The following is an 11786-nucleotide window of genomic DNA, read 5'->3' on the forward strand; positions in this document are numbered from 1 at the left end:
TATTGCCGGTCGCTCTTACCGCCGCGGGCAGCCATGCCCGCGGGTAGCCGCAGGCAGAGGACTCGGAGTGGCGGTCGGACGCGGGCGGGGGGCGCCTCCTAGGGTGACTCTTGGTGCGGCCCTTGTGACAGGTACGGTCGTCGGCTTGCGCAACCCGTTCGGGGACGATTTCCGTCGCGATTTCCATCGCGACATTCCGTCCGGTGCCGATCCGATCCTGAGGAGCCCGATCCAGGAGGTTGACATGCCCGTCCCCACCCCGTCGCCATCGTCGCCAGGGACATCGTCGGCAGGGGCATCAGCACCAGCAGCGTCGTTGTCCACGCACAGCCATTCACCGCCGGTGCCGCCGGGCACTGTTGCCGGCCGTCCCGCGGATCGCGGGCCGCGGCTCGGCGCCCGGCGAGCAGACCTGCGGGCAGACCTGCAGGCGTCGCTGGTGGTGTTCCTGATCGCGATGCCGCTGTCGCTGGGTATCGCGGTCGCCACGGGCGCGCCGGTCGCCGCCGGCCTCATCGCCGCCGTGGTCGGCGGGATCGTCGCCGGTGCGCTCGGTGGTGTCTGTCTCCAGGTCAGCGGGCCCGCGGCCGGGCTCACCGTGGTCGTCGCCGGTCTCATCAGCACGTACGGGTGGCGGGTCACGTGCGCGGTGACCGCGGCTGCCGGTGTGGTCCAGATCCTCTTCGGCGTCAGCCGGGTCGCCCGCGCCGCTCTCGCCGTGTCACCCGCGATCGTGCACGGCATGCTCGGCGGGATCGGGTTCACCATCGCCGTCGGCCAGCTGCACGTCATCCTCGGCGGTGAGCCGGACTCCCATGCCATCCACAACATCATGGCTCTGCCCGGGCGGATCGTCGTCAGCCACAGCGCCGCGACCCTGATCGGAGCCATCACGATCGCGGTCCTCGTGCTGTGGCCCTGGCTGGTTCGCGGGCTGCCCGGTGGGTTGCGCGCGATCCCCGGACCGCTCGCCGCGGTTGTCGTCGGGACCGCCCTCGCCGCCGCGCTCCACCTGGACCTGCCCCGCGTTGACCTGCCTGGGTCGATCATCAGCTCGGTGTCGTTGCCGGTCTTCCCGGACCGGGACTGGCCCGGCGTCATCCTCGGTGTTCTCACCATCGCGATCGTGGCGAGTGTGGAGTCCCTGTTGTCCGCTGTGGCGGTGGAGAAGCTGGCCGCCGCCCGTGGCCGGGTGCCGGGCCGGATCAGCCTCGACCGTGAGCTCCTCGGGCAGGGGGCGGCCAACGTCCTGTCGGGCCTCGCTGGCGGTCTGCCGGTTACCGGTGTGATCGTGCGCGGTTCCGCCAACGTCGCGGCCGGGGCGAGGACGCGGGCATCGGCGGTCCTGCACGGCGTGTGGGTGGCGCTGTTCGCGGTGTTCCTCGGTGGAGTGGTGAGGTGGATTCCGCTGTCCGCGCTGGCCGGCCTGCTCGTCGTCGTCGGGGTCCGGCTGATGGATGTCTCCCATCTGCGCCACGTGCGGCGACACGGCGAACTGCCCGTGTACGTCGCCACACTCGTCGGTGTCGTCGCGCTCGACCTGCTCCAGGGTGTCGTGCTCGGGATGCTCACCGCGCTCGCCCTGGTTCTCCGCCGGGTGCTGTGGTCGAACATCCATCTCGTCCAGACGGGGGAGACGTGGCGGGTGGACGTGGAGGGCACCCTGAGCTTTCTCTCGCTGCCGCGCCTCGCCCGGGTTCTTGGCCGGGTTCCCAGCGGGGCCTGCGTGTCGATCGAGCTCGTGGTCGACTACCTCGACCACGCGGCCTTCGAGCACCTGCACACCTGGTGCGCCGAGTATGAGCGGACCGGCGGCCAGGTGAGCGTGGACGAGATCGGTCACGCGTGGTTCCGGCGGCCGCGTGCGGACCAGTCCCACCGGCGCCGGACCGTGGTTCCGCACCTGCCGCGCTGGTTCGCGCCCTGGTCGCAGTGGCAGGAGCTGGCAGCCTCCCACGGAGAGGCGCACCGTGCGGCCGCGCCGGTGACGGCCGACGGCAGTCCGGATACGACAGGTACGGTGGATGTTGCTGATGGTCATGTTCACCCGGTCGGCACGATGCTGGTGGGGGTCGCCGAGTTCCACCGCCGGGCCGCTCCGCTGCTGCGCGGCACCCTCGGGGATCTCGCGGATGGTCAGCGCCCCAGCGCGCTGTTCCTCACCTGCGTCGACTCCCGGGTTGTCCCGAACATCATCACCAGTAGCGGACCTGGCGATTTGTTCACTGTCCGTAACGTCGGCAACATCGTGCCGCTCGTCTCGTCGGACGGCACGCTCGCTGGCGGGCCTACGGGCGATCTGTCTGTGACCGCCGCGCTCGACTACGCCATCGACACCCTGCGGGTGCCCTCGATCGTGGTGTGCGGGCACTCGGGATGCGGCGCCATGACGGCGTTGCTGTCCGGCGGCATCGATCGGGACCCTGACTCCGCGCTGGCGGGCTGGCTGACCCACGCCCGGGGAGCGCTGGCCCGGACACCGCTGCCGGGTACCGAGACGCTGTCGCCCCTGGAACAGCTGGGCCGGGCGAACGTCGTGCTCCAGCTGGAGCACCTGCGCGGGCACCCAGCCGTGCGGCGTGCGCTGGCCCGTGGCCCGCTCGAGCTTGTGGGTCTCTACTTCGACATTCCCGCCGCGCACACCTGGGTCCTTGACGAGGCATCGGGCCGTTTTGTCGATCCTTCCGACGCGCTGGCCGCGGTGCTGCCGCAGCGTCGTCGTCCGCCCCGCCGCTGGGACACACCGGCGGCCGTCACGCCCACCGCCGAAACCGCGGTCTGAAAGGTCGACACCGGCCGGCTTTACCGTGGCATGCGCAGCGCGGCGAGGCGCTGCTTGTGGATCACTGTGTCGAAGGCCGGGGCGAATCCCCGCGCAACATCGGGAAACGTGTCCGGCAGGTTGATATGCCTGACGCTGGCCGGTAGCCCGCGGTATGGTTTTATTCACTACTTCAATGACTCGCTTCAACGACTCGATGATCATTGATATCCAGCTGTCTGGTGTTCCTGCTGCCTACGCCTTATGCATTCGGTCGCGTCAGGTTGGCAGCGGCTTTTTATGCTTATGCGGATTATCCTTGTCGTGTCAGCGACGGATCCGCAGCCAGGGAGAAGCGTGCTTTCCTGGCGCACGGTCGAGACGGGGTGGGACTGGTGACCACGGGAGCCACGATCGCGTTACCGGCGATACTGGCCGATCTGGCGGAACTCGTGCGCTGCGAGTCCTTCTCGGCCGACCATGCCGCGGTGGCGCGCAGCGCCGAGGTTGTCGGCGCGCTCGGGGCGAGGCTGTTGGGCGCGGCTCCGGAGACGATCGTGATCGATGGTGTGACCCACCTGCGGTGGACCTTCGGCACACCGCGGGTGCTGCTGGTAGGACACCACGACACGGTGTGGCCGCTGGGTTCCCTGGAGAGCCATCCCTGGTCGTTGCTCGACGGGATCGCCCGCGGCCCCGGGGTCCTGGACATGAAGGCGGGGCTGGCGCAGATGTTCCACGCGCTGGCCTCCCTGCCGTCCCCGGACGGTGTGTGCGTCCTGGTCAACGGGGATGAGGAAGTCGGTTCCCCGACCTCCCGGGAGCTGATCGAGGAATCCGCGCGCGGTTGCGCGGCCGCCTTCGTGCTGGAGGCGGCCGCGAACGAAGAGGGCGCCCTTAAGATCGCCCGTAAGGGCACCTCGCATTATGAGGTGGTGGTGCACGGCAAGGCCGCCCACGCGGGCCTGGAGCCGCAGCGGGGGGTCAACGCCGCGATCGAGGCCGCCCACCAGGTCCTGGCAATCGCCGGCCTCGCGGCCTCGATGGGCACCACCGGCACCACTGGCTCCATCCTGGGCGCCCCCACCATAACGCCCACCCTGCTGTCGGCCGGCAGCACGCGCAACACGGTGCCCGCGCTGGCGAAGGTGCTGGTGGACGTGCGCGTGCCGACTCTGGCGGCACAGGACCAGATAGACGATCTCATGCGGGGGCTCACCGCCCGGACACACGGAGCTCGGCTGGAGGTGCTGGGTGGCAGGCAACGGCCGCCGATGGAACCGGAGTCCTCCGCCGAACTGTTCGCCCTCGCCGCCAGCATTGCCGTGGAACTGGGCCAGGAGCCGCCGCGGGGGATGGCCGTCGGCGGTGCCTCGGACGGTAACTACACCGCGGCCGTGGGCTGCCCGACGCTGGATGGGCTCGGCGCCGTCGGCAGCGGCGCCCACACGGATGCCGAGTACGTCGAGGTCGCACGGATGCTCCCCCGCACCCACCTGCTGGCTCAACTGATCACGCGGACAAGGCAATGACAGGGAGCCGCGTCCAGGTGGCTGCTGGCAAGGCCGCGGGTCACACCGATACCGGCAGGCCTCGCCGAGCGAGCGCCCGCCTGCCCGCTCGTCCGTCGATCCGGAGGGGAGTGGCAGGGGAGCGGTGGGGGAGCGGAACTGCCAACAGCCGGGCTCGGTACCCTCGGTCGTGACGTGCGAACATGGCGCGTCCAGTTCCGCTCGGGATGGGCCGGGCAGATGGCGTTTTTCATGGGGGGGCCTTGAGCGAGCGGCTGACCGAGCTGGAGATCCGGGCGCTCGCGGGGGCGTTCGCCACTTCGCTGAGCGCCGTCCAGCTGCTTGAACGGGCCGGGCTGCAACGATTTGAACAGCCGAACTGGGTGGCGGCGCAGACTCCGCTGGCGTTCTGGGTGGAGGTGAACAGCTTTCTCGACAGCGGCGGGTTGCCGGATGGCCGGCGGCGGATTCTCGCCGCCGCTGCCGAGCGCTACCCGGCGAATCCGGTGTTCGCGCAGACGCGGGATTTCGCGGCCGGATTCTCCGCCGCTGGAACCACCGCAGCTGGAACCGCCGCCGGCCATGGGCCAGCCGCCGCCGCGGGCATACCGGGCGGGTTCAGCTCGCCCGACGGCCTTCCGCGGCCGTACACCGTGCTTGCTCTGGACGCGGTGCGGTTCAGCGCGCACGGCACTCTCGTCCAGCTTGCCTGGCGCCGGGGCCTGCGCGAGATCGTCGATGAGGCCTGCGGGCGGGCCGGTATAGCCGCCGACGCCGTCCAGCTACAGGACCGGGGCGACGGTTTTCTCGGTGTTGTCGCCGTCAGCGTCCCCAAGGCGACACTCGCCGCGGATTTCGTCCGCGAGCTGCGGATAGCGCTGCGGGCCTTCAACCGGACCCGTAACGACACCGGTCGGGTCCGGGTGCGACTGGCGTTGCACCACGGCGATGTGATCGTCGACGGTACCGGCTTCGCCGGCCAGCCGACCATCGTCGCGGCCCGGCTGGTGGACGCCCCGCAGGTGCGCCAGGTGCTCGCGGATGCGCCATCCGAAGATCTTGCGCTTATCGTCTCCGACGAGCTGTACGCCGCCACCGTTGCCGAGCAGCTCCGTGGTCTGGACCCAGGGGAGTTCCGCGAGGTCACAGTCGAGGTTCCGAAGTTCTCCGGTACGGCCTGGGTGCAGGTGCCGGCCGCCGGCCGCGGCGCCGAGACCGACCGCGCCGCCGCGGACCGCCCGGCCGCGGCGGTCACCGATGACAAGCCCGCCGACGCGGCCCGCTGGGACTTTCTCGTCTCCGTCGCCGAGGCGGACGAGAACTGGGGCACCTGGATCGCCTGGGAGCTTGAGCAGCGTGGCTACCGGGTGCATATCGAAACCTGGGACGCGCTGCCCGGAGAGCATGACGTGCGGCGGCTCGACGACGCGATCAGGCATTCCGAGCGCACACTGGTGGTGCTGTCGGACAACTACCTGCGGGCGGCGAAGGTGCAGGCCGAATGGCATGCCGCGTGGCAGCGCGACCCCAACGGGATGCGACGGAGGCTGATCCCGGTGCGGGTGGTGGAATGCAAGCCGGACGGATTGCTGCGGGGTATCGTTGCCATTGACCTCGTTGGCCTCCCGCGTGACGCCGCGGCAACTGAACTCGTCGAACAGGTGAAAAGATCGCTTGCCGGTCGTTATCGGCCGTCCGGCCCGCCGCCGTTTCCCGGCCCGAACGGGTGAGCGGGGAAAGGTAACGGGCCTTTCCGTCCATTGCGGGAAGGCCATCGCCAGATGGGTCTTTGTGCTGCCCGTGGACGGGCCATCGGCTCTGCCGAACGTCCCACCCGATTCGGATACTGGATGCCATGCGTGTTCTGGTGTTCGGTGGTGGAGTGATCGGTACGCTGCATGCCTGGGCGCTGTCACGGGCCGGGCACGAGGTCAGCCTGCTGGTCCGGCCGGAGCAGGTGGACCGATGGGCCGACGGGATCGACCTGAGTGTTCTCGACGTCCGGGGCAGACGCCGTCGGGAGGTCACCGAGCGTTTCCATCCCCGTGTTGTCACCGAGCTGCGTCCGGCGGATGGCGTCGAGCTGGTTGTGCTTGCCGTCCGGCATACCCAGACCCCGGACGTCCTGCCTGGGCTCGCGCGAAACCTTGGCGCGGCCACCGTGCTGTTCCTGAACCACAACTGGCGTGGGCTGGACTTCATCGATTCCTGCCTGGGCAAGGACCAGTACGTGCTGGGCGCTCCCCGGGCCGGTGGCGGCATCATCAACAACGTGTTGACCGGCGCCCTCGAGGGCGGGATCGTGCTCGGGCCGAGCATGTCCGGGCGGGCGGCACCCGGGGCGGCCACGGGTGACATCCCAACGGGTGACACGATGACGGACATCGCCGAGCAGAATCTGGGCCGCTTTGCCGCGTTCTTCGCGGAAGCCGGCTTCCGGCCAGAGATCCGTCCCAACATGGAGCACTGGCTGTGGGTGTATTTCGCCAGTATCACCGCATGGATATGCGGTGCTGCCCGTGCCCGTGGATTCGAGCGTTTCACGCGCAGCAACCGAGCCGTCTACGACGCGCTGCATGCGGGCCGGGAAGCCATGCAGGTATGCGTCGCACGCGGGGCGGAGGTGCGTTTTGCGCAGGACGCCCGGCCGTTCGTGCTTCCGCCGTCGACGGTGGCACCGGCGGTACGGCTCATGCTCCGCGGAGAGCTGCCCCAGCGAATCTCGGTCAACCGCAGCCGGTATGCGCCCGCGGAACTGTACGAGATCTACGATGACGTCATCCGGACGGGGGAACGGCTCGACGTTCCCATGCCCTGCCTTTTGTCCTACCGCAACGACGTGGAACGGATGGTGGAACTAGCCCCCAGCCTGTGATCTGGCCCTTGGGGCGTCGACCGACGAGCCGGGGTACCGCGCATCGCGCGGCGATGGACAGGGAGCGATGACGCGCGGCGCGTGCCCCAGCCCTGCTCCTTGATCCACGCCCCTGTTGTCGATCGATCTTAGCGGTCGCCGTCTCGGGAGCGGTTGGCGATGATGGCCGCGACCGGCGGGATGACAGCGGCGACGGACATCATGGCCAGCGCCGCCGGCACCGAGAAGAAACGGACCACGCCGCCGGCGAGTACGAACAGCCCCACGCAGCAGGTCATCATCGCCAGGTAACGGTGACGGATCCGCCGCTGCGTCTCGCCGGGCAGCGGTGCTGGTGCCGCTGCCGGTGAGGGAGCTGGTCCCGGTGGCCGGGACGGCGAAGGTGCCGCTGTGCCGGTGGCCTGGCGTGGGGGGCCGGGCTGGCGCGGCACGGTCGGCACGGGACACCCCTCGGCCGCTCGGGAGCGCAGCCGACGGTCGTAGGCACGGCGCCGCTCTGGATTACTCAGTACCTGGTAGGCGGTATTGACCAGACGGAACGCGCTCTCGGAACCACCCGCGTCCGGATGCGTGCGCAGCGCGGCCCGCCGGTAGGCGGTGACGATCTGGGCGGGCGAGGCCGTCGGTCGCACACCCAGCACGTCATAGAGCGATGGTCGGGCCACGACCTATCTCTTACCCGCCGGCTGGGCGTGTCATCTGGAGACGATGAGGACGACCGCGACGATCAGTCCGAGAATCACGACGGTGCCCCGTAGCGCGGCCGCGGGCAGCAGCCGGGCGAGACGTGCGCCAAGAAGACCGCCCACACAGGATGTGACCAGCAGGATCGCTGCAAAGGCCCAGGAGGCCTGGGCGCTTACCACGAACACAGTGACGCCGATTGTGTTGATCCCAAACGAGAGCAGCGTCTTCGCGGCATTGGTGCGCTGGATATTGTCGGGCAGCAGGATGCCCAGAATACCGAGCAGCAGTACTCCGAGGCCGGCACCGAAGTAGGAGCCGTACACCCCCGCCAGAAACACCCCGCCGCGGGTCGGCCAGGTGACACCGGCGGTGGCTACACCATTGTTGGTGAGCATGATCGGGGCAGCCCGACCCGCCACCAGCCGGGCACGCCGACCCGCCACCAGCCGGGCCAGCCACGGCTGGGTACCGAGCAGCCCGCAGGCCACCAGCACGAGGTACCCGACGACAGCCCGGAAGGCGCCCACGGGCGTGGCCAGCAGCAGCACCGCCCCGGTCAGCCCGCCAAGCAGGGCCGGGACACCGAGCGGACGCAGCCGGGCGGCCTGGCCCGCAAGCTCTCGTCGATAGCCGAGCGCACCGCCCGCATAGCCGGTCACCAGCCCGACCGAGGAAGTAATGTTCGCGGTGAGTGCTGGCATACCGGTGGCGAGCAGCGCGGGGAAGGCGATCAGGGTGCCGCCGCCGGCGGCCGCGTTCACCGCCCCAGCCAGCAGACCGGCGGCGGCCACGAGTCCGCCGTCGGCTGGTCTCACGGCACCCTCCGCGTCCGGGCAGGAAGTCCTGCGACCTTCTCAGTACACCCGCTCAGTACACCTGCTCAGATGAGGTTCGCACGGGTGGATGCGGCTGGTTGCCGGTGTTTCTCGCCACCTCGGGCGGGAGAGCGCCGAAACGCTGGCGCGGTGGATGCCATGTGGGTAGGCAACGTGAATGGGCGGTTTCGAGGTGTTGAGGATTACCGGCCGGGTACTGGTCGGGCCGGAGGATGTCCGCGACGAGCTGTGGGTGCTGGACGGGAGGATCACGTTCACCCCGCCGGTCGGCGCCGGTGCCCGCGACGTCCGGACCCTGTCAGGTTGGGTACTGCCCGGTCTGGTCGACGCGCACTGTCATGTCGGCCTGGCCTCCCATGGCGCGGTTGATCGTGACACCGCCGAGCGGCAGATCCGGGCGGACCGGGACGCGGGCGCGTTGCTGCTGCGCGACGCGGGCTCACCCGCCGACACCCGCTGGGTGGACGACCGCGTCGACCTGCCCCGCCTGGTCCGAGCCGGCCGGCACATCGCCCGGACGAGGCGTTATATCCGCAACTACGGTATCGAGATCGAACCCGACCAGTTACTCGCGAACGTCGTCGAGCAGGCCGGGCGTGGTGACGGCTGGGTCAAGATTGTCGGCGACTGGATCGACCGCGACGCCGGGGACCTCGCCCCATGCTGGCCGCGGGACGTGGCCCGCGCCGCGATCGAGGCCGCGCACGCGGTCGGTGCCCGGGTCACCGCGCACTGCTTCGCCGAGAGCTCCCTGGCCGACCTCGTCGAGGCCGGTATCGACTGCGTCGAGCACGCCACCGGGCTCACTGACGAGACGATCCCGTTGTTCGCGGCGCATGGCGTCGCCATCGTGCCGACTTTGATCAATATTGCCACCTTCGGTGACATCGCGGCGGCGGCGGAAGAAAAGTTCCCCGGCTACGGAAAGCACATGCGGGCGTTGCACGCGCGCCGCTACGATACAGTGCGGTCCGCCTACGACGCGGGGATCGCGATCTACGTGGGCACGGATGCCGGCGGATCGCTGGCCCATGGCCTGGTTGCCGACGAGGTTGCCGAACTGGTGCGGGCCGGGCTGCCCCCGCTGGCCGCGCTGTCGGCGGCAAGCTGGGCCGCGCGTGCCTGGCTGGGATTCCCGGGTTGTGACGAGGGTGCCGCGGCCGATCTCGTCGTCTATCCGCAGGATCCGCGGGTGGACGTACGGGTGCTCGCCGCGCCATCGTTCATCGTGCTGCGTGGGCAGGTCCTCGACATCCCAGCGAAGGAATCTCGCCCGGCCCAGTGAAGATTCTCACTCACCGACCGCGAGGTGTGGCTGGCGCCTGAGTGGCCCTGAGGCGTTCGATCGCATCATGATGAGACCGGGGCATCGGGAGAGACATCGCGGTGAGCGTTCGGGTTGGCTGCGAGCCGCGGTGCTGGGCGCGGACGACGGCCTGGTGTCGACCTCCAGCCTGATGCTCGGGGTGGCCGCGTCGTCGGCGTCGCGCGCTGCTGTGCTGACCGCGGGGCTCGCCGGGCTCGTCGCGGGGGCGGCGTCGATGGCCGCTGGCGAGTTCGTCTCGGTCAGTTCGCAGCGGGACGTCGAGCTGCGGGATCTTTCCGTGGAGGCGGCGGAGCTCGCGGCTGATCCAGCCGCCGAGCTGGAGGAGCTGACCGGCATCTACGTGCGGCGTGGGCTGAGCCCGCAGCTCGCCCGGGAGGTCGCGGTGGAGTTCAGCCGGGCCGACCCGCTGGCCGCGCACGCGCGCGACGAGCTCGGCCAGTCGCCCGCGACCGCGGCCCGTCCGGTGCAGGCCGCCGGGGCCTCGGCGTTGAGTTTCGCCGTTGGCGCTCTGCTTCCGCTCCTGGTCACGCTCGCCGCTGGCGGCAGCAGCAGGATCGTGCTGCTTGTCGCTGTGACGTTGGTGGGATTGGCGCTGCTTGGCGCGGTGGGCGCCACGCTCGGCGGCGCGAACCGGATGCGGGCGGCTGGCCGTGTCCTGCTCGGCGGCTGCGTCGCCATGGCCGTGACAGCCACGGTCGGCGCTCTGGCCGGAACCGCCATCCACTGACCGCGCCGGCTGGCCGGATCGCCCAGATATATGTGTCCGCACGGCTACTTGTCAGCGACGAGGAAGGGCTGTCAACTGCCGCAGCTTGAGTATGCGGTATGATGCATGAGTGAACTTGAAGCAGTGGGCTGAGCGTGAGGGCGTGCATCACGTCACCGCGTACCGCTGGTTTCGAGAAGGCACGTTGCCGGTACCTGCCCGGCGGGTAGGTCGGTTGATCCTGGTGGAGCCGGAAGCCGTCGAACGGCCGACCGGGCTGACCGCGGTGTACGCCCGGGTGTCGTCGGCGGACCAGAAGGCCGACCTAGACCGGCAGGTCGCCCGGGTGACCGCCTGGGCGGCCGGGCAGAACCTGCCCGTCGGCACGGTCGTGACCGAGGTCGGCTCCGCACTCAACGGCCACCGCCGCAGGTTCCTCGCGCTGCTGCGAGACCCGGATGTGGCCACGATCGTCGTCGAGCACCGCGACAGGTTCGCCCGGTTCGGCGCCGAATATGTGGAGGCCGCGCTCGCCGCACAGGGCCGCCGGCTGCTCGTCGTCGACCCGGCAGAGGTTGACGACGACCTGGTCCGCGACATCACCGAGATCCTCACGTCGATGTGCGCCCGGCTGTATGGCCGCCGGGCTGGGGCGGACCGCGCCCGGCGCGCGATCGCCGAGGCGACGAAGGATGGCCCGGCGTGAAGACGTTGCAGGCGTACCGGTTCGCGCTCGATCCGAACAGCGCCCAGCTCGCGGGTCTGCGTCGGCATGCCGGCGCAGGCCGGTTCGCCTACAACTGGGGGCTGGCCCGGGTGAAGGCCGCGCTCGCTCAGCGCGATGCGGAGCAGTCCTACGGGCTGGACGGTGATGCGCTGACCCCGGTGCCGTGGACGCTGCCCGCGTTGCGGCTCGCCTGGAACGCCGCGAAACATCAGGTTGCCCCGTGGTGGGCGGAGTGCTCGAAGGAAGCGTTCTCCGCTGGGCTGGACCAGCTTGCCCGCGGGTTGAAGAACGTCACCGACTCCCGGAAAGGGAAACGGAAGGGCCGACGGGTCGGGTTCCCCCGGTTCAAGAAGCGC

Annotated in this window: 11 protein-coding genes; 8 read left to right on the forward strand and 3 right to left on the reverse strand. The window is 70.0% G+C overall.

Annotated elements, in window-relative coordinates:
- Positions 1-187 (reverse strand): hypothetical protein (locus MJ797_RS20815; protein WP_239339455.1); only part of this gene is annotated, 187 nt, incomplete at its 3' end.
- A 57-nt stretch (positions 188-244) separates the two neighbouring features.
- On the opposite strand from MJ797_RS20815, the gene MJ797_RS20820 reads away from it, so the two are divergent.
- From MJ797_RS20820 to MJ797_RS20835, 4 genes are all read left to right on the forward strand, one after another.
- Positions 245-2782: a bifunctional SulP family inorganic anion transporter/carbonic anhydrase gene (locus tag MJ797_RS20820; RefSeq protein WP_239339466.1), complete on the forward strand. Its 2538-nt coding sequence runs from the start codon at positions 245-247 to the stop codon at positions 2780-2782.
- 374 nt (positions 2783-3156) lie between these two features.
- Positions 3157-4293 (forward strand): M20/M25/M40 family metallo-hydrolase, encoded by a 1137-nt coding sequence (locus tag MJ797_RS20825; RefSeq protein WP_239339496.1) that lies wholly within the window; start codon positions 3157-3159, stop codon positions 4291-4293.
- A gap of 242 nt (positions 4294-4535) precedes the next feature.
- On the forward strand, positions 4536-6002 hold the full coding sequence (locus MJ797_RS20830) for a TIR domain-containing protein (protein ID WP_239339499.1): 1467 nt from the start codon (positions 4536-4538) through the stop codon (positions 6000-6002).
- A 125-nt stretch (positions 6003-6127) separates the two neighbouring features.
- Complete coding sequence (locus tag MJ797_RS20835; protein WP_239339502.1) at positions 6128-7147, forward strand: ketopantoate reductase family protein; 1020 nt, start codon at positions 6128-6130, stop codon at positions 7145-7147.
- Positions 7148-7275: 128 nt separating this feature from the next.
- On the opposite strand, the gene MJ797_RS20840 is transcribed toward MJ797_RS20835, so the two are convergent.
- Positions 7276-7812 (reverse strand): DnaJ domain-containing protein, encoded by a 537-nt coding sequence (locus MJ797_RS20840; RefSeq protein ID WP_239339505.1) that lies wholly within the window; start codon positions 7810-7812, stop codon positions 7276-7278.
- A gap of 30 nt (positions 7813-7842) precedes the next feature.
- A complete protein-coding gene (locus MJ797_RS20845; protein ID WP_239339507.1) occupies positions 7843-8649 on the reverse strand; it encodes a sulfite exporter TauE/SafE family protein in 807 nt (268 codons plus the stop codon).
- A 178-nt stretch (positions 8650-8827) separates the two neighbouring features.
- Between MJ797_RS20845 and MJ797_RS20850 the strand changes: the two genes are divergently transcribed.
- The 4 genes from MJ797_RS20850 to MJ797_RS20865 form a co-directional block, all read left to right on the forward strand.
- Positions 8828-9955, forward strand: a complete 1128-nt coding sequence (locus tag MJ797_RS20850; protein ID WP_239339512.1) for an amidohydrolase family protein — start codon at positions 8828-8830, stop codon at positions 9953-9955.
- A gap of 67 nt (positions 9956-10022) precedes the next feature.
- Complete coding sequence (locus tag MJ797_RS20855; protein ID WP_239339515.1) at positions 10023-10724, forward strand: VIT family protein; 702 nt, start codon at positions 10023-10025, stop codon at positions 10722-10724.
- A 109-nt stretch (positions 10725-10833) separates the two neighbouring features.
- Entirely contained in the window at positions 10834-11409 is a 576-nt protein-coding gene (locus MJ797_RS20860; protein WP_239339525.1) for an IS607 family transposase, read from the forward strand.
- On the forward strand, positions 11406-11786 hold a 381-nt coding region (locus MJ797_RS20865; protein WP_239339527.1), incomplete at its 3' end, for a helix-turn-helix domain-containing protein. The genes MJ797_RS20860 and MJ797_RS20865, both read left to right, overlap by 4 nt.

The sequence above is a fragment of the Protofrankia sp. CiP3 genome, from assembly GCF_917627345.1.
In the GTDB taxonomy this organism is placed as follows: Bacteria; Actinomycetota; Actinomycetes; order Frankiales; family Frankiaceae; genus Protofrankia.